Origin of the sequence: Geomicrobium sp. JCM 19039, from assembly GCF_000698145.1 — a bacterium.
Taxonomy (GTDB): domain Bacteria; phylum Bacillota; class Bacilli; order Bacillales; family Marinococcaceae; genus Geomicrobium_A.
Genome location: NZ_BAXB01000005.1, coordinates 134,103 through 157,496, shown reverse-complemented (window position 1 = coordinate 157,496; position 23,394 = coordinate 134,103). Strand labels below are relative to the sequence as shown.

Here is a 23,394-nt window from a genome sequence, read left to right as displayed (position 1 = left end):
TCAGATAAAATGAAGGAAGTGAAGATCTCTCCTCACTTCCTGGGCGTTTTAGTTTGCCATGACTTTACAAACGTCTTGTGTAAATGCGACAGGGTCTTCAAGTGGAAGCCCCTCGATAAGCAAAGCCTGATTGTATAATAGCTTTGTATAGAGCTCCAACGTTTCGTCATCCGCTTGTTTTAGCGATTGAAAAACATCATGCTGGGCATTCACTTCTAATACTTTATCTGCCTTAACATCTTGATTATCTGGCATGGACTGTAAGACTTTCTCCATCTCTATCGTAATCTCGCCATCAGCCGCCAGAAAGACCGGATGTGTTTTTAGCCGCTTTGATTCGCGAACGTCTGTCACTTTCCCTTCTAGAAATCCTTTCATTTTGGCAAAAATCGCTTGGTCTTCTTCTGTTGCTGTACTCTCTTTGTCATTCTCTGACAAATTAAGGTCTGCACTTGAAACCGATTGGAATTCTTTTTCGTTGTAACTCGCAATCATCTTCAAGGCAAATTCATCAATATCTTCGGTTAGGTAGAGAATCTCGTAGCCTTGCTCCGCGACCATCTCCGTTTGTGGAAGCTTATCTATTCGCGTGACAGATTCACCGGTAGCATAGTAGATATGAGATTGATCGTCCGCCATACGTTCTACATACTCCAAAAGTGTGACGAGTTTCTTCTCTTTAGACGAATAGAACATTAACAGATCTTGTAGGTCATCTTTATTCATGCCAAAGTCGCTATACACGCCAAACTTCAGCTGACGACCAAACGCTTCGTAAAACTTCAAGTAGTTGTCTCGGTCGTTTTTTTTGCATCGTTTTCAGTTGCGATTTAATCTTCGATTTGATGTTTTTGGCAATTAACTTTAATTGTCGATCGTGTTGCAACATCTCTCTAGAGATGTTGAGTGACAAATCTTCAGAGTCAACCATTCCTTTGACAAAGCTAAAGTAATCAGGCAACAGGTCGCTGCATTTCTCCATAATGAGCACCCCGTTTGCGTAAAGCTCCAACCCTTTCTCAAATTCCTTTGAATAATAATCAAACGGTGCAGACTCAGGAAGATAGAGAATCGCATTGTAGCGAACCGCCCCGTCTACACTAATGTGGACATGGTCTAATGGCGTATCAAAGCCGTAGCGTTTGTCTTTATAGAACTGTATATAATCCTCTTCTTTAAGCTCCACTTTGTTCTTTCTCCAAATCGGAACCATGCTATTGATCGTTTGTAGTTCTTCCACTTCCTCCATTTCATCACTGTCATCCGATTTAGGCTGACTCACTGTAACGTTCATTTTAATCGGATAGCCGATAAAATCCGAATACTTCTTAATGATCGACTGTAAGCGATGTTCATCTAAATAATCCTCATACGTTTCTTCTTCTGTGTCTTCTTTCAGTGTGAGAATGATTTTCGTACCAACCTCATCTTTTGATGTTTCTTCGATCGTAAACCCATCCGTACCGTTGGACGTCCATAGGTACGCCTTTTGTTCATCTACGGAACGACTGATGACTTGCACCTCTTCGGCGACCATAAATGCAGCGTAAAAACCAACACCAAATTGACCAATAATGTCATGGCCATCTTTAATTTCTTGTTCTTTCTTAAATGCTAGAGAACCACTTTTGGCAATTGTGCCTAGGTTGTTTTCTAATTCTTCACGTGTCATCCCAATCCCTGAATCCGTCAGTGTTAGTGTGCGACTTTCTTTGTTTGTCTCCACTTGAATGTAATAATCTTCACGATTAAACGTGATGGAGTCATCGGTGAGCGCTCGGTAGTACATCTTATCTGTTGCATCACTTGCATTAGAGATGAGCTCACGAAGAAAAATCTCTTTGTGTGTGTAAATGGAGTTAATCATTAGTTCTAATAAGCGTTTCGATTCTGCTTGAAATGGAATTTTAGTCATGTCTGTTTCCTCCTTGACGATCGTTTAGCACTCCACTCTTTTGAGTGCTAACCTACGTATTATTTTACCGAATCACCCAAAATCGTCAATGATTATGCGGATATTTTACACATTTTTGTTACATAAGAACTGTACACTTAATAGAATTGTTAATTTAAGGCGTAGGTACATATTGTATAATGACACTGAATGAAAATGACGCATATCGTGAGGTGTACGATGTCTGCGCGATTCCATGTTCGAACCGTAGTGCAAGAAGAAGAGCTCCACTCCATGAGTCAACTATATGATGATGTATGGAATAGCAGTGAATCTAGTACGATTCAAGAGAGAATGAAACTACATTATGAATATGAAGGATTTTTAGGGCTTCGGGTCATTGGCCCAAAAGACGAGCTTTACGGTTTTGTTTATGGCTACACGTCTAAACCTGGACAATATTATCACGAACGGTTGAAATCCAACTTGCCGAGCCCCATTTATGACCAATGGCTATCCTCTTGCTTTGAACTCTCCGAACTCGTCGTTCACCCTTCTGCAAGGCGCAAAGGAGTTGCCCGGTATCTTTTAGAACATATCACGACCGTCGTTCGCCACGATACCGCGATATTGACGACGCAGGAAACAAACAAAAAAGCGAGAGCGCTTTATGAGCAACTCGGATGGCAAACAATATCTGAAACGTTCTACCCCTCCTCCTTACTCGAACCGTATGTCATAATGGGTAAAGATCTCGAAGAAGCTGATGGTGTCCCCTCTATATAATTGAGCGTTTTTATGGCTTTAGCCGCCCCCTCCCGCTAGAGCCAACGCTCGTCTTCCTTAATCTACTAACGGTCATTGATTGTGAAATTCGTAGTTTCCATGTATATTTTTAATGAGAGAGATTCTCAAGGAGGAAAACGATGCACACATCCGTGAAATTCTGGATGAAAACTACCCGCTCCCAAGTGCTACCTGTGATGGTGCTTCCAGTGCTCATTGGTGCAGCCGGAGCGTTTGCTGTTTATGAAACTTTTCATCTCGGACTATTTTTACTCACACTTATCGGTGCGCTTAGCGCTCACCTGTTTAGTAACATGATTAATGATTTATGGGACTTTCGAAATGGTGTGGACATCGCTGCTGAAGAAACGGCTGCTGCCATCTCTACCAATTCTCGAGTATTGCCGAGTGGGACTGTTCCCGAACGAACATTTGCCTTCGTCACGTGGCTATTCTTTTTTATTGCCCTCCTATGCGGCGTCGTGATTAGTGCGTTTGTAGGTTGGACGGTTCTGTTATTTGCAGCTGCAGGCGGCGCTATTGCTTATTTCTACGTTGCCCCTCCACTTAAATTTGGGTATCGGGGGAAAGGATATAGTGAAGTAGCTATTTTCCTCGCTTTCGGCGTGTTGCCCGTCGTTGGTACGTATTACGTACTTACCGAGCAATTGGATCTCCAAGCCTTCATGATGAGTGTACCAATTGGAATCTTAACCACGTTAATTTTATTTAATCATCATTTCTTACATTGGCAAGCCGATGAAGCATCTGGGAAAAAAACACTCGTCGTTGTTCTTGGCGAGAAAGGAGCGCTTCGCTTTTCTAAAGTACTCGCTTCGCTAGGATTTTTCTCCATTATTGTCGGCATTGTGTTCGGTGCGTTTCCGTGGTACACAGTGCTCGCCATCATCCCTGCAATACCGTTATTCAAAGTGTATCCTTCTTTTAACGATACGAATGCCAACGAGTCGTATGTGAAACTGATGAGCGCATCGTTAAAAGCGTCTGTCCGCTCAGGCTTGATCATCACGATTTGCCTCATCATTAGCGGACTACTATAAAAAACGAAGGTGTGAAAAAAATGACAAACACGCGCATACTCGGAGATTTTCATAATATCATTTCAGAAAACGACACATGGAGAATTGGGGGCTTCCCACTTCCTGACGGAAGTTTCTGGGAATACCGTGAGCCGGAAGCCGTTGTTATTTCTAGAAATGGCTTTCTTTACGTGCGTGCTCCGCTTAGTCGCTCGCATGACCATGTCCAAATTCTTGATAATGCCAAGCATATGTATTACTCAAAAGAGCCCATCACTGTTCCTGAAAACACAAAAGTGAGCTTTGAGCTTCAAATTCGCGCCCGCACGAAAGACACAAATCCAGACGACTTGTATGACGGGTACGTATCCCTTAACCTTCTAGATTTCTCAACAGGAGCTGCACTTGACTTCTTCACGAACGACAAACAATACGCCTCCGTATACGGCGTGCTTCCGTTCCCTGGTGTCGATGTGCCTGATACCGATGAAACGAAGTATTTTTGTATGTTCAAAGAATCAGATGAGCATTTCAACTCGAACGACTTTAATCAATATAAGATTACGTATGACCGGGCTAACGATGAAGTTATTTTCTTTGTAAACGGTCACGAAGTGCGTCGAGAAACCAACGTACCGATTAAATTCAATCAATTCACCGTTGCCCTTGGCATTATGACCGAACAAGACCTCGGTCCAGATGGTAGTGTATCCGTTCATGGTCAAACGGTAATTGGTGAATGGTCGCCAGTAACCGTAACAACAGAAGAAGAATAAACCGAACCTAAGGGAAAGAACGCCGTCAAAGCTGAATAAAACGAAATTCCTTTAGAAGCGCTTACGATGGAATTTCCGTCTTTTATGTTGGGATGTTCAGCGTGAGTAACCATTCAAATTCCAAACACCCCCATACGTGGTCTGAAGCCACGTATGGGGGTGTTTGTGCACAACCTTCCCCCCTTCCAAACGCTTCTCCCCACGTCTTGCGCCTACGTACTACCGCCCCGTTACGTACAAAACGGTGGAGCATCAAATGTCAGTTTTTCGGTTTATCTTCGGCACCAAAGCTGCCGATGGTTGCTCGCCCTTGAGGTCTAGATGAATAAACAGGGCTGAAGTTCGTCATAGAGCGCCCAGTATGAGGTTAGCTGCGGCGTTCTGAAGCGATCTATATAGGATGAACTTAACATTTTCTAATTGCACAGTTTGTTGTTTGCTTTCCACTTCAGGCGGGTGCTTGCCGCGGAGGACCGGCCGAGCCTCCTCGGTCTTGCGACCTGCGGGGTCTCGTCTCGGCCCTTCTTCCGCAGGCGTCACCGCCTCTCGTTCCAATTAACGGTACTGAATAGACGACGTCGCTGAACTGGGGTTGCTCAATATTGGCATTCAACTTCATCCTTACACTTTGGAGGCCAATAGCAGTAGATACCCATCATTGCTACGTCTATTGTAAACGATTAAGATCGATCTCAAAGTCGATGAACTTCAGGCTTTAACGGTTAGTCTACCATTCGTTTGTGAAGAAATTCTTTAGATCAACTTATATAGATCACCAACCCTCTAGAAATTCCCAAAAATGAGTGGCTGTTGCCACCGAAAGAGCTGAAGATCGTGAAAAACGATCTATATAGAACGAACGCAAGATTTTCCTAATTTATGCTGTTGGGTTGGAGGGGTAGCTTGGTGCTGGGTGCTGGGTACCATTTTGCGCGCTAGTTTGCCTAGTTTAACGATTTTGGCGCTCATTCCGCTAAACTTGCGCGCAGTTTGTTCCAACTGGAGCGCAGATTCAATGCCCATAGGTGAGCAACCTGTCGGCCTGAGTGCGGCTGAAAAAAATCGGACTCGGTTCGCGCGATTTGCGCCGACAGTATGCTAGGTTTTTGGCTTGAAAATGCAAAGGATGGTTCTCTGAACCCGTTGCCGCAGGAGATGGCGGCATATGCGGGCAAGACGAACGACCGTTCTGCGCTCTAGTTTTCCCCATTTGCGCGCAAGTTTGAGCTTTTCACTGATTTTAGCGCCGATTTCGCCAAACTTGCGCGCAGATTCCAGGCTGAAGTGCCAACGACACGTCGGCCCCGCCGGGGCCGAAACGAAACCGAACTTGATTCGGCGCGGCTCGCGCCGACAGCTTGCGGGTACTTGGGGCGGGGATGTACACATGAACTTAAGATCTGTTACCGAGTTTGCTTATTCTGTTCCCTAGTTTATGAGAATAGATCGCTTTTCCTGCGACTTTCCCCAACTTGAGAACAGATCGGTCGCAACTCGAGCACAGTTTCCACTAAACCAAGCTTACCATTGGTTCTTGAAGAAATTCTTTCGTTCAACTCATCTAGATTGCAAATCTCCTAATCATTCCCAAACATAATTCAGCTAGAAGTTCTTGTAAGCAAAAACCACCTCAACTTCGGTAGAGAAAAATCAAACTTCTTCGTATACTTGGCTGTCGGGACCTCCCGCTCGCATCGCTCGTTCAGCTCGATGCGGAAGCGAACATGACGAGCTGTGTCATGTTTATCACTTGAGCATATTAAGTTCAACAAATATAGAATGTCACATGAACTTCGCCAACTTTCATAAATTGCATGATATGGGGTGTTTGACGGGTGAATGATCATATAAAAAGGGCAGTCATCCTCTCTGCCCTTTTATCTATGGTGATCACTGAGCAAACGGATCACGTCTGTTCAAAGTTATCATTCGTACACTTCGTAATGCTCCCCCGTTTGTTTCCCTTCCAAAGACTTTACGTACGCCTGTGCGACCTTTTTACCGGGAACAGGCTGAAAACCACGGAAATAACTGCCAAGTTTTTCAAATGATTCTTCTAGCACTGTTGGACTTACGGCATTAATTCGGATGCTACGTGGCATCTCAATTGCCGATGCTTTCACAAACGATCGTACCGCGCCATTTGCCATCGCAGCTGAAGCCCCTTGTGGTATTGGGTCATCCATCATGACTCCGGTTGTGAGTGTGAAACTGCCACCATCTGCCACATAAGGAATACCTAAAAGCACCAGGTTAATCTGCCCTTTCAGCTTACTGTTGAGACCGACTTCGTTCTTTTCAGGTGTTAACTCGTTAATCGGTGAAAAACCGGCTCGCCCAGATGCATTAATGACTGCATCAATGATACCGGTTTGCTCATACATCTGTTGGATACTCGCCTCGTCCGTAATATCGACTTGGATATCTGAACCGTTCCTCCCTGCTCGAATGACTTCATGATGGTTCTTAAGAAACGCATAAATCTCCTTCCCGATCGTTCCACTTGCACCAATGAGAAGCACCTTCATCTAATCAACAACCTCTCCTAAAAGAATTCGCTTCAGTTTACGGATTAACTTAATAACTATGAAAAAAATCCGTCTGTATTCTTCATTTACCGTTATGGGGTGAGATAAACATACAGAGTCGGTGAATATTATGCGGAAGAAGAGCACATTAACATCCGGACAAAATACATGAATTCCTGTTTTTGATGGCGTATAACGCATGGATGAATTAGCATATTCAAGTATTAGTGACAAAAAGAAATTTCCAAACGTAAATATCGAAATGAATCTCACAAAAAAAATCGAAGTGGAGTGGGATTTTTTTGTCATCACCCAAAACTCCACAACGATTATATACTTCATGTAAATTTCATTGAAAATGTGTTCCCTACTCTTCCTCATGTTACGATCATTTTAAATGCATATCAGAATTTCTGACAAAGTCATTATCGGTCTTTATGACGAGCCTATTCCTAACTTCAACAAACAAATTGAAGGGTTAGGCAAAATGGTTATTGCCAAAGACTATATTGTTTAGACCCCAGATATAAAAGAACTGGAAACCACCATGATCGCATGTTCAAGCGATGAGCGATTTGCTTAGCTAAACCGCTCATTGGCAATATCCATGACCATCATTGACGCGGCCATATTGCCGGCAGTGCTAGCCATAAGAAGCGAGGAAGATGCTTTTTTCTCAGTCTCACCAGCAATATGAACGCCAAGTACGTTCGTTCTCCCAAATCCATCAGTAATAATTTCATCTCGATCATTTTTTTCTAACTGGAGTTGTTCAGCAAAAGGGTCTGCACGCACGTATTCGGGAACGACGAACCCGCCACGCCTTAATACCTGCTCTCCATTTAGTAATTCAACGGATGATAATTTTCCATTCTCTCCGTGAAGTTGGCTAATCGGGTTTGTTTGAATGGAAATTCCTTGCTCGGTTAGCGGTTTGACAGCTTCTTTGTCAACAGGTTTACCATTTGTAAACACGACCAAATCTGCGGACCAATTTGACAACAATTTCGTCAAGTGGAGAATGGCTGGTTCATCCTCTGCAAACACAGCAAGTGGTTGGTCACGTAATTCATAGCCATCACAAAAAGGGCAGCCAAAAATGGACGTCCCATAATATGTGCGAATTTGCTCGTGAGAAAACACTTCTTGTACGCCAGTCGCGATGAGAATTCGTTTGGCGACGAACACCTCTCCTTCTCCAGTGGTGACTTCACATCCGCCTCCTATTTTTGCAATGCTTGCTACAGTTGCAGAAATCTTCTTCACCGTCGGATAAGCAAGGGCATCAAGCTGCGCTCGTTCTCGAAATGCAATCGGGGACATGCCATCTCTCGTAATGAAATTGTGTGACTCTCTCGTCACACGGTTCCGGTTCGTATCGTTATCAAATAATAACACGTGTTGACGAGAACGACCGAGGGTCAAAGCAGCAGCTGAACCTGACGCACCCCCACCGATAATAATGACATCAACATTTTTCATATTTTAACACTCTCCAATGAATATAATAAAGACCTATATTATCTATAATTAAACCGTGATAAATGCCACTAAAAAGTGGCATTTATCGGACTTGAGAGACCAAATCTTCGAGTCTTGTTTCATCTAGTTGTGCAAAGAACTTCTCCTCTGCAGCTTCAATGGACCGTTGAATGACACAGTTTGGGTTATGTGTCTCACAATAATCAAAGATCGCAGGCAATCCCTCTACCGCACGAATCATTTCTAATACGGAAATCTTCTCCCAGCCTGCTTTTAATTTATATCCCCCATTTGCACCTGGAACAGAAACAATCATTCTCGCTTTCACAAGTTTTGTTAAAATCTTGGATAGATACGTGGTTGAGACGTTTTGATGGCCTGCAAGCTTGGCCACACTCGTATGTCCCGAATCATCGCCAACAGCTAAATGGAGCATCGTGTGCAATGCATAATTCGTCGCCTTGGACAGTTTCATCTTTCGGCTCCCTTAACATAGATAATATGAGTCTATAATATCAACAACACCTGTTTGTGTCAATCAAATTGGAATGCAATCTTGCCATGCTCATCTAGAGTAAGCACAGCTGAAAACTTTTTCTTGTTTTTGCTCACGAACCCTTTAATTTTTCTCGTTTCTCTTTTCGTACACAACATCCGAATTTGATTTTCTGTGAGTGTCTTTCCTGCAATTCGAATCGGAATCACTTGTTTGCACCCTTCTTTATATTTGTCACAGCCGTATACTCTACCCTTTTTGATCATGGCTCCCCCGCATGCAGGGCAATTTGCAATTGATGGGGGTTTCACTCGATCCGTTACAGAACTGTCTAGCTGTAACTGGCCGACTTGTTGCTTGGATGTTTGTAACAGATGATGAATGAATTGCTCAATATTCGTTAAAAATTGATCTTTTGATTTCTCCCCTTGCCCAATTCTTAGCAAAAACTGTTCCCACTCAGCCGTCATATCTGCTTTAGATAACAGTGTTCCATCGACAGCTTCACAAAGAATACGACCTTTCGGGGTCACACGAACGATATTTTTCGTGACTTCAATGTAGTTTTCTCGAATGAGTGTTTCGATAATGCTGCTTCTTGTCGCTTCTGTGCCAATACCTGCTGTCTTCTTTAACACCTCTTTGAGTTCCTCATCTTCAACAGATTGGCCTGCCGTTTTCATTAGGTTAATGAGCTGTCCATTCGTATAAGGTTTTGGTGGCTTCGTCTCATCTTCGTGTACGCGTAGGTGTGCATGAACGGATTCTCCTTCTTGAACATTCGGAAGACGCTCTGTGTCTTCTCCCTTTTCAAATAGCAACGCTTTCCAACCTCTCACTCGTTCAACGATGCCTTTCGCTTTGAACTCTAGCCCCTTAATGTCAACTGTTACATGGGTTTCTTCAAACTGATGAGCTGGCATAAACATCGCCAATGTGTTCGTTAAGATTTCGTCATAAATCTTCTTCTCAAGCGCTGGCAATTGATCGATGCGGCGGCGTGTAGGGACCCGCTTCGTCGGAATAATTGCATAGTGCTCTTTCACCGCTTGATCGTTTACGTATCGACGATCCGGCTTTCCATGTTGAATGAGCGAAGAGGTGGACTCTGGTACAGAAAGCAATTGTTTATATTTAGTTAAGTTTGTGTTCAAATACTTGAATTCATGTTGCGTAATGTAGTTGGAATCTGTTCTTGGATATGTGACAAGCTTCTTTTCATATAAAGACTGAACCGTACGAAGCACTTGAGAAGGGCTCAGCTTCCATCTTTTGTTCGCTTTCGTTTGAAGTGTGCTTAAGCTATGCAATCGCGGAGATTTCACCCGCTTCTCGACACGATTCACTTCAGCAATCGTTCCCTCTTCCTCCTCACGGATGCCTGCTTCATTAAATACTTTCTTTACTTCAGGCATCGAGCCGTAACGATTCGGGTGCTTCGCTTCAAATGAGCCCTCGTTCGTATGAATACGGGCGTAGACCTCCACATAGGCTCGGGCTTGAAGTGTCGGATTTCTTCTTCCCGACGATGAATTAGGCAAAGCGTGGGTGTTTGCACACGGCCGACACTAAACGCTTGTGACAGCCCACGTTCTTGTAGCAGAAGGCTGTAGGCTCTAGAAGCATTCATTCCAACAAGCCAATCACCAAATTGACGTGCTTTTGCTTCTTCGTACAAAGACAAATATTTGTCCCCTTCCTGCAACTGCGTAAATCCACGCTGTACTTCTTGTTTCTCTAAAGAATTGATCCACAATCGTTGAGTCGGTTTGTGCGAGGCACGGGCTTTCTCAATAATACTTCTTGCAATGTTCTCCCCTTCTCGGTCGGCATCTGTGGCAATGATCACTTGTGTTGCTACAGCGAGTAGTTTCTTCACTGTATCAAATTGCTGTTTTTTATCTGCAGGCACAAAAAACTGAAATTGCTCTGGTAAAATCGGAAGTTCGTCCAACTTCCATTTCTTCCATTCTTTTTTATAATGATGAGGTTCAGCCAAGTTGACCAAGTGGCCAACCCCCCACGTAATGACAGTACGGTCGCTAAAGTAATTCGGATCAGTCACTTCAATATAGCCATTCTTTTTCGTCGTTTTTGAAAATGCAGACGCGTAGTCTCGCGCTTGACTTGGCTTTTCAGCCAAAATGACGGTTGTCATGTTCCTCACCTCTACCGCTACTTTGTGCGTTCCTATCTTTATCCAATTATCGCATCCTTAACACGTGGTGACTAGCTGAAAATATAATAAAAAGGCATGAAGCACATGGCTCCATACCTTTAATTTTATGGTTCGTAATAAATTGGTGCGTTCGGTCCAAGTTCAACGCCTAAGAACATCCAAATAATTAACATCACTGACCATGATAGCAAGAAGAAGATTGAGAATGGGAACATGGTAGAAATGAGCGTACCAATCCCCATCCGCTTATCGTACTTCTGTGCAAACGCAATAATCATTGCGAAGTAAGGAAGCAATGGCGTCATCATGTTTGTCGCTGAATCCGATACACGATACACAGCTTGTGCAAGTTCAGGTGAATACCCTGTTTGCATCATAATAGGTACAAAGATCGGAGCCATCATCGCCCATTTTGCTGAAGCAGAACCGATAAACATGTTTAAGGTTGCTGTAATAAGGATAAAACCAATAACGACTGGAAGCCCATCGATATTCAATGAAGTGAGCAATTCTCCACCGTAAATCCCCATCACAACATCTAGGTTGGACTCATTAAAATATGCGACGAATTGACCTGCTGTAAACGCAAGGACGATAAACATACCCATTGAAGCCATCGTATCCGACATCTGTTTTGCGACGTCTTTATCGCTTTGGATTTCCTTGGTCACAATTCCATAAACGATGCCAGGAATGAGAAACAAAATCATAATCATGGCGACAAGCGAATCCATAAATGGCGACATCACAATCGGCATCTCTGGATTGTCTCCGCGCATAGGCCCCCATTCAGGAACGACGAGCAAGCTAAGCAGACCTGCAGATAAAAATACAGAAACCGCTGCATACACTAACCCTTTTTTCTCTACTGATTTAAGTGGCTCAAGACTACCCGTATAGTCCCCTTTATATTCACCTAACCGCGGTTCAACAATCTTTTCTGAGACAAACGTTCCAACAATCGTAAGTAAGATCGTTGAGGCAATAATAAACCACCAGTTCATCGCTACGTTCATTCCCTCAGCATAAGACGGATCAATGGTCGCAGCTGCTCGAATTGTCATTTCTCCAAGCATAGGGTCGATGGACGTAAGTAGAAGGTTCGCACTAAATCCCCCTGAAACTCCGGCGAATGCAGTGGCGAGCCCAGCAATAGGGTGTCTACCAAGTGCCGCGTAAATGACAGCCCCAAGTGGTGGCAACACTACATACCCTGCATCCGTTGCCACACTTGACATAATCGCTGCAAATAATAGTCCCGCCGTAATCATGCGGTTGGGGATAGATAAGACAAATGCTTTTAAGCCAGCGCTAATTAAACCTGTTCGTTCACACACACCAATTCCAATCATTGTTGCGAGTACAACGCCAAGAGGAGCAAAGTTGATAAAGTTATCAACCATGCTTTCAAACATATAAGAAATACCCTCGCCTGATAGAAGGTTTTGTACTTCAATTGTCTCACCAGGTTCCGCTGGGTCGTCAACGGACACATCAAAACTTGACACAATTAACGAGCTGATCACAACGATACCTGCCAAAATTGCAAACAGTGTTATAGGATGTGGAAGACTGTTGCCGGTTTTCTCTACCGTATCAAGAAAACGTTGAAACAATCCTCTTTTTTTCTGCTTGTTGTGTTCTTCATTCATGATGCTTTCTTACCTCTTTCTATCCTAGCCTTGACAATTCTTACATAGCAAAAGAATTCCCACTATTTTCGTAGTTCGTTTTTTGCTGGATGTTTTATCATAATCATGATTGGGATAAAGGAAAATGTCAATTGTCAATTTACTATTCTAAAAAAATAACTACCTAATAGTACTATCCATTTATTGAGAGAAGATAAACGTTAGATATAACTCATTATAACTCCCTAATTTTCGGAATATATCCCACTAAATAGCACATAAAAAAAAGCCAGCTTCTAAAAATAGAAGCTGGCTTTTTACTTTATTCAGATATAAATCGAACGAGCTCATCGTTGAATTTTTCCCGCTCATCATGGAAAAGACTGTGTCCACTTTCTTCAAATGGAATCAAGGTGCTTTTTTCAATGCCATGCTCAAGAATTTCAGCGAGCTCAAACGGGCAAACCTCATCATTTCTTCCATGCAATATCGCTGTCGGTACGTGTATGGATGAGAGATCATCACGCAAGTCTGCGTCCCTCAGCGTCCGTGCGGAAAGAATTGTTGCGTGTGGTCCTGCTTCCATAGCGAGACCGTGAAACCAGCGATTGTACGCTTCACTCGGGTCTTTCCCAAAGAATAGACTTCCGAAATCAACGAGCATGTTCGCTCGGTCCGCATAGGCTCCATCGATTAATCCGTTCACATTGTCTTTCGGAATGCCATGTGCAAAGTCATCTCTTTCGGTAAACACTGGGGCGGCGGCACCAAGAAGGGCCAACTTCGAAATGCCTTTTCCTTCATGACGTGCCATATACCTTACCGCGATCGCTCCCCCCATTGAAAAGCCAGCAAGCACAGCGTCTTCAAGTTTTAATTGATCAATGACTTTTCGAACATCGTCTGCCATCGTATCATAATCGTACCCGTGTGATGGTTTATCTGAATTTCCGTATCCTCTAAGGTCGATACCGATGAAGCGAAACCCTTTCTCAGGCAGCACAGACATTTGATGTTCAAACATCTTATGGTTCACAGGCCAACCGTGCAAAAAGACGACCGGCTTGCCTCTACCAATATCTTCTACAAACACGTTTGTTTTCTCTCCGACTTCAATGAAATGACTCATCGTATACACACCTTTCACATCGTATGGAAATCAATTCCCAAAAGTCTTGCTTTTGAAACTTGTTTATATCCAGTATGATAAGGGTATAGATTACACGCTTCGCCGTAATCAAAATGCACTTACTAAAAGGAGCGATAATTCATGAGATCCGATCTTTTGCATTACATTAACGGAGAATGGACAGAATCTTCGGGCAAAGATACTATCGAAGTGATTAATCCTGCTACAGAAGAAGTGATTGGTACTATTAGTAACGGCACGAAAGAAGACGTTGACCGCGCAGTGAAAGCGGCACGAGCTGCTTTTCCACATTTCTCACAAACATCTAAATCCGACCGCATTGACCTGCTACATCGGATTGCTGAAGAATATGAGAAACGAAAAGATGACTTTGTCGAAATGATTACACAAGAGCTCGGAGCCCCTGTAAAAATGAGCCACAAAGTCCATTACAATATGGGACTCTCTCATTTTAAAGAAGCAGCAAAGCAACTAGACACATTCGAATTTACGGAAAACCGTGGGTCGACGCTTATCCGGAAAGAATCGATCGGTGTGAGCGGACTCATTACCCCTTGGAACTTCCCAACAAACCAAACATCGACGAAACTTGCCAGTGCCTTTGCTGCCGGAAGTCCAGTTGTGTTAAAACCATCTGAGCTCACACCGTATGCAGCGATCATTCTTGCTGAAGTATTCGAAGCGGCAGGCGTGCCTAAAGGAGTATTCAACCTCGTAAATGGATCAGGTGAAACCGTCGGGGATGCAATCAGCTCTCACCCAGACATTGATTTTGTTTCCTTTACAGGGTCTGGTGCTGTCGGACAGAAGATTAGTGAAAACGCTGCCAAAACGGTAAAACGTGTGCACTTGAACTCGGTGGCAAATCGCCGTTAATTGTTCTAGATGATTATGACGTGAAGAAAGCAGCAAAAATCGCTGTTTCAAACGTCTTAGCCAATTCCGGACAAGTGTGTACAGCCGCAACTCGAACGCTCGTATCCAAAACAAAACACGACGAATTTGTCGAAGCAGTTAAAGAGGTGCTTCCGAAGTTCCCTGTAGGTGATCCTCGGGATGAGAATACATTTTATGGCCCTCTCGTCGCCGAAAAGCAATACGACCGCGTCCAAGAGTACATTAAGAAAGGCGAGGAGGAAGGCGCAACGTTACTTGTTGGAGGTACAGGTAAACCTGAAGGGTTAGAAAAAGGATATTATGTAAAACCAACCGTGTTTACGAACGTCAACAATGACATGGTTATTGCAAGAGAAGAAATCTTCGGTCCGGTCATGTCGATTATTACGTATGATGACCTCGAGGACGCCATTCGAATTGCGAATGATACGATTTATGGTCTCGCAGGTTATGTTGTTGGAGATGATCCAAAAACGGTGGAATATGTCGCATCTTCCATCCGAGCAGGCAGAATCTCAATCAACACACCTCCTGCCGACTTCTCCGCACCGTTTGGTGGTTACAAACAGTCGGGTATAGGTAGAGAATGGGGAGACTACGGCATTGAGGAATACCTTGAGATTAAATCTGTCGTCGGGATGTCCTCATAACCGATCAAAGACACAACACGCATGAGGAGCACCAAATATGTTCAAACGTTGGTTCAAAAAGAAGAGCTGCTTCTTTTGCAAGAGTAGCCAAGGGCACATGAAACCGTACTACACACTGGAAAATGAAAAGATCTCCGTTTGTGAAAAGTGCTTGGAGTACGCGGAACGAAGAGCTTTTCGTAAAGGGTGATTATGAACAACGAAAAAGTGTCCCATCTCGGGACGCTTTTTCGTTGTTCTATATAGGATGAACTTAACATTTTCCTAATTGCACAGTTTGTTGTTGCTTTCCACTGCAGGCGTATGCTTGTAGTCCAGAGTATAAGGGCAACATCGGCGGCCTAAAGACAGCCACCGTGTTTTCTTGACACTCCAGAGTATAAGTGCGACATCACCTCACCCTGCGCTGCCGCTTGTGTTCGCTGTGTCTACTTTACCGCGGAGACCGGCCGAGCTTCCTCGGTCTAACGACCTGCGTGTTCTCGTCTCGGCCCAATTTCTACAGGCGTCACCGCCTTTCGTTCCAATCAACGGGACGGGATAGGCGACGTTGTTGAATTGGGGTTGCTCAACATTTGCATTCAACTCTATCGGTACACTTTGGTGGTCAATACAGTAGATACCCATCATTGCTACGTTTATTGTGAACGATTAAGATCGATCTTCAAAGTCGTTAAACTTTAGGCTTTAACGGTTGGTCTACCATTCGTTCGTAAAGAAATTCTTTCGTTCAACTTAGATAGATGGTTTATCTTATAGAAACAAAATCAAACTCGTCGCCATAACCGCCATACCGAGTACTACACCGTATATATCATGTGACCATCATCGTATTTTCTCGCAGCTGGTAATAGCTCATCTAAGGAAATAAAAACCATAATGCCAGCAACTGACGCAAATACGAATCCAAATGACATCTCATTCAAGTACGGCATGAGAAATAAAAAGGCAACGACGGCCCCTAAAGGCTCTGCTAACCCTGACATGAATGATAACTTAAACGCTTGCCAACGACTGCCGGTTGCATAGTAGACCGGCACACTAACAGCAATCCCTTCCGGGATGTTATGGATGGCGACGGCAATGGCAATCGCGACCCCGAGCGATGGATCATGCACAGCAGAAGCGAACGTGGCGACGCTTCGGGGAAGTTATGAATAGCGATCGCTAAAGCGGTTAACGTCCCCATTTTCAGAAGTTCTGGGTTGTCCCGCAGTACACGAGCTCTCGGCGCATTCATCTCCTCGACCTTTTTAACTTCATGCGGATTCTTCTCATCTGGCACACACCGGTCAATGATCGCAATCATGAGTATGCCAGCAAAAAAACCACCGGCAGTGAGCCAGCTGCCTGTCTCTCCAGTCGTACTCGCCGTCAGCGCTTCATGAGCTTTTGGTATAATCTCCATAAATGATACATAAATCATCACCCCTGCTGAAAACCCTAATGCCCAAGATAAAAACTTGGTGTTTGTGTCGAAGTAAAGAATGCAATAAAACTACCAATGCCAGTAGAAAGACCTGCAAACAACGTTAGTAGAAACGCTAGCCACACTTCTTCACTCACAGCCCACTCCCCTTTTACACTTCGCTGGTTGTCCTATATATATGTTAGGATATGCCGATCATGAGCAAGAAAGCGCGTGTAACGATTTTCTCGCAAACGCGACTAAAATAAAAAGACGGACTTCTAATAAGGAGAATACGATGAAGAAAACATGGTTGTTCATTTTACCTGCCCTTATGCTGACGGCTTGCGGGACGAACCCATCACAAAATAGTGGAGATCAAATCCATATTGGCAATGTTGATGACCTTACCGAAGGTTATGTATTAGGCATAACCGATGAGACGATTACACTGAACATGTCCCCAGCTCATCAAGCTCATGCTCTTGAGGAAGGTTATGAATTTACGGATATGATGCTTCGGTCCATGGATGTCGTTCGGACGGATGAGCTCGATGTGATTGACCGTAATGGGTCAATTATGGAAGATCCAGATATTGAAGAAGGAGAACGGTTACGGTTTGACTTTGACATGGCAGAGTTTGATGATATTGAAGGGCCGATTGAGCTTGACTACGTTGTCGTAGACCCTGTGACAGCAGAGGAAATTATTGCGGAGTATGCGCCTTCAGAGCCTGGGGTTACGGTCGGGTATGTTTATGATGAAACCGATGGCGTAAATGAGTTGCCCGAAGGAGACGTTAATGACTTACTCGACCATCCAGACGTATTAGACCTGTACTACTTGCCTCAATCATCCGATGACCACGCCCACAATTACAAAGAGATCTTTGAAATTGAAACGTTACCCGCTTGGGTACTGTTTGATGAAGATGCGAATGTGACGGTTTATGAATCATTGGAAGACGTACAAGCTGAAGTGAACGAGAACTAGTTCACTTCGGGGTTTTTATATCAGAAAATTATGATTAAAAATTTTATTGACCGGGAATTGGACAAGTAGCCGAATGTGGCAATTCTTTTCTGGAGGGATTCGAATGTCAAGCAATCGCGCAGTCGTGTACCAAGGACCTGGTGAAGTCACTGTTGAAGACATTGCCTACCCTGATCTCGTGTTACGAGATGGCCCTGGTGTACCCAAAGCAAATGTAAACCGTAAATGTGAGCACGGGGTGATCTTGAAAGTCATTACGACGAACATTTGCGGCAGTGACCAACATATGGTTCGCGGTCGGACAACCGCTCCTCAAGGTTTAGTTCTTGGTCATGAAATTACAGGCGAAGTGATTGAAGTCGGTAGAGACGTGGAGTTTGTTAAGAAAGGAGACATTGCTTCGGTGCCGTTTAACATCGCATGTGGTCGGTGTGTGATGTGCCAGACGCAAAAAACCCACATTTGTACGAATGTGAATCCAGAACGCCCAGGTGCTGCTTACGGTTATGTGGATATGGGTGGATGGGTCGGTGGACAGTCAGAGTACGTGATGGTGCCTTATGCTGATTTCCAATTACTCGTCTTCCCAGACAAAGATCTGGCAATGGAGAAAATTTTGGATTTAACGATGCTAACGGATATTTTCCCAACTGGTTTTCACGGCGCATATACGGCAGGTGTCAAAACGGGATCCACCGTCTACATCGCCGGAGCAGGTCCTGTTGGTTTAGCGGCTGCTCACTCTGCTCAGCTTCTCGGCGCATCAGCGGTTATCGTGGGAGACTTGAATGAGCGACGTCTTGAACAAGCCCGTAGCTTCGGGTGCGAAACCATTAATCTAAAAGAACATGATCGTCTCGGTGAACAAATTGATCAGATTCTAGGAGTACCAGAAGTGGATGCAGCAGTTGACGCGGTAGGGTTTGAAGCATCAGGGCACGGGGAAGCGGGTGAACAACCTGCCGCAGTCCTGAATGCAATCATGGACGTTACCCAAGCTGGAGGTAGCCTTGGTATTCCGGGGTTATATGTGACTGAAGATCCTGGAGTCTCGACGACGATGCGAAAACTGGCTCTTTAAAAGTTCGGTTCGGTCTCGGCTGGGCAAAAGCTCATACCTTTACAACCGGACAGACTCCTGCGATGCAATACAACCGGAGCTTAATGAAATCCATTCTTTCAGGAAAAGCGAACATTGCTAAAGCAGTAAACGCAGAACTCATCTCATTGGACGATGCACCAAAAGGGTACGCCTATTTCGATGAAGGTGCTGCCAAGAAATTCGTCATTGACTCACGATGGTAAAGCGTTAAGAAAAAAGCAGTAAGGGGAGAGCCGCCGACCCCCTTACTGCTTTTCTTTCATTAAATCAAGCTAATAATAATGCTCACAACGACGATGAGTCCAATAATCATGAGAATTGTTCGGATCATAAGTAACCGCTCCTCATTTTTGTCATATGTGTCTATACCTAAACGGTGAAGGTTTCAAACAAAAATGAGAAAAATGAGTCGTTTGTGCCACTAGAAAAACCACTAGCCGTACCAGTGGTCCTGCAATTCATTAAAACGTAATGACATTAAAGCCCATGAGCGCAACAATAACGAGAAGTACGATCACACCAATAAAGGCGCCCATACCATTCTCTCCCCGCTTCGCTTTGCCAAGAGACATTTCCATTAGACCGATCATAACGACAGCTAAGATGCCTTTAACAATGTAAACGAGCGGCCAGCCCATCTCAAAGAGCATACCCACACCTGAAACGAGCATGATGATAAAGAACAGACGAAGAATCATATGAAGAATTTTACCAGGTTTGTTCTTATGACTCGTAAACAAAAAGTACGCAACGATAAATAGCGCCGCAACAAAAGCCCAAGAGCCTTGATGTGAAGCAAAGAACATATCAAACATTTTTTACACCCTTCCTGTAATCCTACTCTCTTTCATTCTAACAGGATTACCCGAATCCATCACTTTATATCCTTTCTAATTACTAGTTTACTAACGAAATATGAACAGAAGATGAACAGAAAAGCTGTTTCTATGTAGTGTATAGACGTACTGCCCACATCACTCTCATGATGCAGGCAGCACGGTCAATTCTGTATTTAAATTTATCATCAACTCTTCAACATGTAATTATTTCTCTTGTTCTACCAATACTTCAAGGTCATTTACAATTGGAGAATGATCGACATCAAGTCCATCATACGTTTCAATTACACGACCATCCATATCGACGAGGAATGTTTGCGTCGAGTGAATGATATCCTCGTTTTCAGGGTGCGCTTGAACAACACTATTAAAAGATGCGGCAGCAAAATTCTCTACTTCCATTCTGTCATAGCCTGTGAGAAAGTCCCAGTTAGAAAAATCTGCATCATACTGCTCTCCGTATGCTTTTAACTGCTCTGGCGTATCGTGTTCTGGATCAACCGTAAATGAAATTAAATTCACATCTAGCTCCCGCTCATTTAATTCGTCTTGAAGTTCGGTCATGTTAGGGGTCATTAAATTACAAACGGTCGGGCAACGCGTAAAGACCATATTGACGAGAGAGTACTTTCCTTTCAAGTCTTCGTTTGATACAGTCTCGTTATCCTGATTCGTATACGAGAAGTCATGCAGTTCTAAATGTCCCCCGTCTGTCGCTGTTGTTGGTTCTTCAGCATCGCCCGCTTCCGGTTCAGACGAACCACATGCTGAGAGTACGAACGCGACCGCGAGTGCACTAATGAACATCCAATGTTTTCTGTGCAAATTCCTTCCTCCTTTAGATTTCGTCTGTGGTTCATGCTTGTTTAAGACGTTTCTCTACTTTGAGGAATATGCACAAGCTTGGCAACTATGTCTAATTCAGGACAAGAATATTTTACAATATTTCTTGAAACGCTCGTAATCGCTAACCTAGAAGGTTTACAACCTCATCTTCGATTCGTTCAATTGATACTCCAGGACCGTAGCGTTCAACAACTTTGCCGTGTCGATCAATGAGAAACTTCGTAAAGTTCCATTTTATTTTACTTGAGCCCACTCCTTTCGTTGCGGTTGTGAGCCTGTCATAGAGCGGGTGAATGTTTGCACCTCGGACGAATATTTTCTTAAAAATCGGAAAAGTCACACCGTATTTTTCCTGAAAGACTTTCGGAATCTCTTCATCATTGAGTGGCTCTTGATTCACAAATTGATTGCTCGGAAAGGCTAAAATTTGAAATTGGTCGTCTTTGTAGCGTTCATACAACTCTTGTAAACCCGTTAGTTGATGAGCAAACCCGCAGCGACTTGCCGTATTTACGATCAACAACACACAGCCTTGGTATTTTTCTAGTTTATACTCGCCGTCAACAAGCGACTCTACAGACACCTCGTAAATTTGACTCATCGGAAATCCTCCCGTCTTTCCTTATATTTACCCGCAGCAATCCGTGTTCAACCTTCATTTGTTGTCAAGCGGATCAAAATCACTTTATAATAGAAGAACATACTTTTAGTTTATTCATCAAGGAGGAAATCTATTTCTATGACACAACCAAAAGCATTGACCATCGCTGGATCGGATTCTAGTGGCGGAGCAGGTATACAAGCAGACCTGAAAACCTTCCAAGACTTAGGTGTATACGGAATGAATGCATTGACGACGATTGTCGCAATGAACCCTAATGGCTGGAGTCACAACGTATTTCCGCAACAAGCCTCTACGGTAGAAGCGCAGCTAGACACGATTTTTTCAATTGGTGTGGATGCGATGAAGACAGGGATGCTCGGGTCCGTTGACGTTATTGAGTTGGCAGCGAAAAAAATTGAAGAACACAACGTTCAGAAGTCCGTCGTTGATCCCGTTCTCGTATGTAAAGGCGAAGACGAGGTACTTCACCCAGAAACAGCCGACGCATTACGTGAAGTGTTGGTGCCGAATGCCTACGTTGCAACACCGAACCTTTTTGAAGCTTCACAACTGGCTCAAGTTGACAAGATTACAACGATTGAACAAATGAAAGAAGCAGCAAGTATTATCCACAACAGAGGTACACAATTCGTCGTCGTTAAGGGTGGAAAGCAGTTGGATTATCACCTTGCCGTTGACCTCGTCTATGATGGAAAGACATTCACATTGCTTGAAACCGAGAAAATTGATACTTCATACAACCACGGTGCGGGCTGTACATTTGCTGCAGCGATTACTGCAGAACTTGCAAAAGGTACCGAGGTCAATGAAGCAATTAAAACGGCAAAAGCATTTGTTTCAGCAGCGATTCGCTACGGCATTCGCTTAAACGAATACGTAGGCGCTGTGCGTCACGGTGCGTATCGCACGTTTGGTGACGAGACGACCATTACTTCAACATCGATTTAACGAAAAAGAAGCCAGGCTCATCGCCTGGCTTCTTTCTTATAATTGTTCGTTTATTCGTTTAACGTGGTTGTATTCTTCTTCGCGTTTCTTCTCTACTTCAATGATCTTCTCAACATCTGCATGATACTCTCCAGTGCTATATCCATGAGATTGGTGCATCGCTTTCTCCATAAGTTCGGTGTAATTCATCGGTTGTTCATTACTCTTCACGTAGTAATCCTCCCAATATTCATAGCCGCTACAAGCGGTCTTACTCTTCATTTACCCGAACTGCTGTTAATGAAACGTCAGATTTTCTTTCGTAACCAATCTGCGAATGTGTTCAAGTAAGAAATTAACGCTTCGTCTGTCTCCTTGTCTTGCAGCTGTCCATTCTCTTCAAACTTATCTGGAGCCTTAGCAACCTTTAAAGAGCTGTGCTCCATAACCGTTGCACCTGCAGCTTTTAATGTTGAAATAACCTGCTGTTGCGCCCCAGCTGTTCCACCATTGGTCGGGGTCGCTCCAATCACACCAGCAAAATGCCCATTCAGCATATTCTCATTCGCATCACTGCCTGCCCAATCTAGCGCATTCTTTAACACACCAGGAATGCCCTGGTGATACTCTGGTGTCACAATGAGAACGCCATCACTCTTTTGAATTGCTTCTTTAAAGTCACGAATTTGCTCAGGATCACCGTCACTTTCAAGATCACCGTTAAACAATGGGATGTCCTTAAGTGGGTATTCGGTAATTGTCAGCTCAGGAACTTCTTTCGATATGGCTTGACGAAGCAGTTTTGTATTCAGTGACGCAGATCGCAAACTTCCACTAATACCAATAATATTTAACGGTTTCATATGATAGGACTCTCCTTATGGCAATATATTTGCGTAAAAAAAAGCAGCTCCGCAGGGGACCGCGGAGCCACAACAGAGGATGAGGGATGCAGGCAGGGCCGGTTGGCATTCAGCGACTCGATGTGTTACAGGGGGGACACACCAAGGCTGATCAGGAGGGCGTAGTTCCTTTATGCGAACGAGGAGTTATGTTTAACGGTCGTCGTCCGTAGACTTCCGTGTGCTGCACGTGTGCAACGGCTCCATGTTCTTTCACCGGTTACCCTGTTGATCATTAGATA

The 23,394-nt window shown here is 43.9% G+C and carries 16 protein-coding genes and 5 pseudogenes; 7 read left to right on the top strand and 14 right to left on the bottom strand.

The features are described from left to right. Positions 1–48: 48 nt before the first annotated feature. A pseudogene (htpG, locus tag JCM19039_RS07410) lies at positions 49–1,915 on the bottom strand (molecular chaperone HtpG). Positions 1,916–2,134: 219 nt separating this feature from the next. Here htpG and JCM19039_RS07405 point away from each other — a divergent pair. The 3 genes from JCM19039_RS07405 (at position 2,135) to JCM19039_RS07395 (ending at position 4,496) form a co-directional block, all read left to right on the top strand. Next, a complete protein-coding gene (locus tag JCM19039_RS07405; RefSeq protein ID WP_052398595.1) occupies positions 2,135–2,680 on the top strand; it encodes an N-acetyltransferase in 546 nt (181 codons plus the stop codon). A 140-nt stretch (positions 2,681–2,820) separates the two neighbouring features. After that, entirely contained in the window at positions 2,821–3,741 is a 921-nt protein-coding gene (locus JCM19039_RS07400) for a prenyltransferase (protein WP_042425522.1), read from the top strand. Between the two features lie 20 nt (positions 3,742–3,761). Then, positions 3,762–4,496 carry a DUF6081 family protein gene (locus JCM19039_RS07395; protein WP_042425519.1) on the top strand — a complete coding sequence of 245 codons (735 nt, stop codon included), beginning with the start codon at positions 3,762–3,764 and terminating at the stop codon, positions 4,494–4,496. Between the two features lie 1,925 nt (positions 4,497–6,421). Here the strand turns inward: JCM19039_RS07395 and JCM19039_RS07385 are convergent. The 7 genes and pseudogenes from JCM19039_RS07385 to JCM19039_RS07360 all read right to left on the bottom strand — a co-directional run bounded on the left by JCM19039_RS07385 (position 6,422) and on the right by JCM19039_RS07360 (position 13,941). Next, complete coding sequence (locus JCM19039_RS07385) at positions 6,422–7,024, bottom strand: short chain dehydrogenase (RefSeq protein ID WP_042425514.1); 603 nt, start codon at positions 7,022–7,024, stop codon at positions 6,422–6,424. A gap of 579 nt (positions 7,025–7,603) precedes the next feature. Then, positions 7,604–8,506, bottom strand: coding sequence for an NAD(P)/FAD-dependent oxidoreductase (locus JCM19039_RS07380; protein WP_042425511.1), 903 nt, complete (start codon positions 8,504–8,506; stop codon positions 7,604–7,606). An 82-nt stretch (positions 8,507–8,588) separates the two neighbouring features. After that, positions 8,589–8,981 (bottom strand): Rrf2 family transcriptional regulator, encoded by a 393-nt coding sequence (locus tag JCM19039_RS07375; protein WP_042401693.1) that lies wholly within the window; start codon positions 8,979–8,981, stop codon positions 8,589–8,591. Positions 8,982–9,040: 59 nt separating this feature from the next. Continuing rightward, a complete protein-coding gene (locus JCM19039_RS25315; RefSeq protein ID WP_238544968.1) occupies positions 9,041–9,268 on the bottom strand; it encodes a topoisomerase C-terminal repeat-containing protein in 228 nt (75 codons plus the stop codon). A 195-nt stretch (positions 9,269–9,463) separates the two neighbouring features. Then, positions 9,464–11,160: pseudogene (topB, locus tag JCM19039_RS25310) on the bottom strand (DNA topoisomerase III); the annotation flags it as partial. Between the two features lie 125 nt (positions 11,161–11,285). Then, the gene (locus tag JCM19039_RS07365; protein ID WP_042425508.1) at positions 11,286–12,833 is read right to left on the bottom strand and encodes an AbgT family transporter; all 1,548 of its coding nucleotides are present in this window, start codon (positions 12,831–12,833) and stop codon (positions 11,286–11,288) included. A gap of 301 nt (positions 12,834–13,134) precedes the next feature. Next, on the bottom strand, positions 13,135–13,941 hold the full coding sequence (locus JCM19039_RS07360; RefSeq protein ID WP_042425504.1) for an alpha/beta fold hydrolase: 807 nt from the start codon (positions 13,939–13,941) through the stop codon (positions 13,135–13,137). Positions 13,942–14,082: 141 nt separating this feature from the next. Here JCM19039_RS07360 and JCM19039_RS07355 point away from each other — a divergent pair. Then, a pseudogene (locus tag JCM19039_RS07355) lies at positions 14,083–15,509 on the top strand (aldehyde dehydrogenase family protein). 753 nt (positions 15,510–16,262) lie between these two features. On the opposite strand, the pseudogene zupT reads toward JCM19039_RS07355, so the two are convergent. After that, positions 16,263–17,075 (bottom strand): annotated as a pseudogene (gene zupT / locus JCM19039_RS07350) (zinc transporter ZupT). Positions 17,076–17,215: 140 nt separating this feature from the next. Here zupT and JCM19039_RS07345 point away from each other — a divergent pair. Together JCM19039_RS07345 and fdhA are read left to right on the top strand one after the other, a co-directional pair. Next, positions 17,216–17,911, top strand: coding sequence for a hypothetical protein (locus JCM19039_RS07345; RefSeq protein ID WP_042425501.1), 696 nt, complete (start codon positions 17,216–17,218; stop codon positions 17,909–17,911). 103 nt (positions 17,912–18,014) lie between these two features. Beyond that, positions 18,015–19,216: pseudogene (gene fdhA, locus JCM19039_RS07340) on the top strand (formaldehyde dehydrogenase, glutathione-independent). Between the two features lie 258 nt (positions 19,217–19,474). Here fdhA and JCM19039_RS07335 read toward each other — a convergent pair. The 3 genes from JCM19039_RS07335 to JCM19039_RS07325 form a co-directional block, all read right to left on the bottom strand. Continuing rightward, a complete protein-coding gene (locus JCM19039_RS07335; RefSeq protein WP_042425496.1) occupies positions 19,475–19,828 on the bottom strand; it encodes a YisL family protein in 354 nt (117 codons plus the stop codon). A gap of 228 nt (positions 19,829–20,056) precedes the next feature. Further along, positions 20,057–20,677 carry an SCO family protein gene (locus JCM19039_RS07330; protein ID WP_052398594.1) on the bottom strand — a complete coding sequence of 207 codons (621 nt, stop codon included), beginning with the start codon at positions 20,675–20,677 and terminating at the stop codon, positions 20,057–20,059. A 142-nt stretch (positions 20,678–20,819) separates the two neighbouring features. Further along, positions 20,820–21,299 carry a glutathione peroxidase gene (locus JCM19039_RS07325; protein ID WP_042425495.1) on the bottom strand — a complete coding sequence of 160 codons (480 nt, stop codon included), beginning with the start codon at positions 21,297–21,299 and terminating at the stop codon, positions 20,820–20,822. Positions 21,300–21,437: 138 nt separating this feature from the next. Here JCM19039_RS07325 and pdxK point away from each other — a divergent pair, with 138 nt between their 5' ends. Beyond that, entirely contained in the window at positions 21,438–22,271 is an 834-nt protein-coding gene (gene pdxK, locus JCM19039_RS07320) for a pyridoxine/pyridoxal/pyridoxamine kinase (protein WP_042425492.1), read from the top strand. Positions 22,272–22,307: 36 nt separating this feature from the next. Here pdxK and JCM19039_RS24290 read toward each other — a convergent pair whose 3' ends face one another. Next, complete coding sequence (locus JCM19039_RS24290) at positions 22,308–22,481, bottom strand: hypothetical protein (protein WP_193744172.1); 174 nt, start codon at positions 22,479–22,481, stop codon at positions 22,308–22,310. A gap of 77 nt (positions 22,482–22,558) precedes the next feature. Further along, positions 22,559–23,113: an NADPH-dependent FMN reductase gene (locus JCM19039_RS07315; RefSeq protein ID WP_042425489.1), complete on the bottom strand. Its 555-nt coding sequence runs from the start codon at positions 23,111–23,113 to the stop codon at positions 22,559–22,561. Between the last annotated feature and the right edge of the window lie 281 nt (positions 23,114–23,394).

Bases quoted from the DNA above. Each gene is read 5' to 3' on its own strand.
- JCM19039_RS07405 (WP_052398595.1), top strand. From the start codon at position 2,135: ATGTCTGCGCGATTCCATGTTCGAACCGTAGTGCAAGAAGAAGAGCTC.
- JCM19039_RS07400 (WP_042425522.1), top strand. From the start codon at position 2,821: ATGCACACATCCGTGAAATTCTGGATGAAAACTACCCGCTCCCAAGTG.
- JCM19039_RS07395 (WP_042425519.1), top strand. From the start codon at position 3,762: ATGACAAACACGCGCATACTCGGAGATTTTCATAATATCATTTCAGAA.
- JCM19039_RS07385 (WP_042425514.1), bottom strand. From the start codon at position 7,024: ATGAAGGTGCTTCTCATTGGTGCAAGTGGAACGATCGGGAAGGAGATT.
- JCM19039_RS07380 (WP_042425511.1), bottom strand. From the start codon at position 8,506: ATGAAAAATGTTGATGTCATTATTATCGGTGGGGGTGCGTCAGGTTCA.
- JCM19039_RS07375 (WP_042401693.1), bottom strand. From the start codon at position 8,981: ATGAAACTGTCCAAGGCGACGAATTATGCATTGCACACGATGCTCCAT.
- JCM19039_RS25315 (WP_238544968.1), bottom strand. From the start codon at position 9,268: ATGATCAAAAAGGGTAGAGTATACGGCTGTGACAAATATAAAGAAGGG.
- JCM19039_RS07365 (WP_042425508.1), bottom strand. From the start codon at position 12,833: ATGAATGAAGAACACAACAAGCAGAAAAAAAGAGGATTGTTTCAACGT.
- JCM19039_RS07360 (WP_042425504.1), bottom strand. From the start codon at position 13,941: ATGAGTCATTTCATTGAAGTCGGAGAGAAAACAAACGTGTTTGTAGAA.
- JCM19039_RS07345 (WP_042425501.1), top strand. From the start codon at position 17,216: ATGAAGAAAACATGGTTGTTCATTTTACCTGCCCTTATGCTGACGGCT.
- JCM19039_RS07335 (WP_042425496.1), bottom strand. From the start codon at position 19,828: ATGTTTGATATGTTCTTTGCTTCACATCAAGGCTCTTGGGCTTTTGTT.
- JCM19039_RS07325 (WP_042425495.1), bottom strand. From the start codon at position 21,299: ATGAGTCAAATTTACGAGGTGTCTGTAGAGTCGCTTGTTGACGGCGAG.
- pdxK (WP_042425492.1), top strand. From the start codon at position 21,438: ATGACACAACCAAAAGCATTGACCATCGCTGGATCGGATTCTAGTGGC.
- JCM19039_RS07315 (WP_042425489.1), bottom strand. From the start codon at position 23,113: ATGAAACCGTTAAATATTATTGGTATTAGTGGAAGTTTGCGATCTGCG.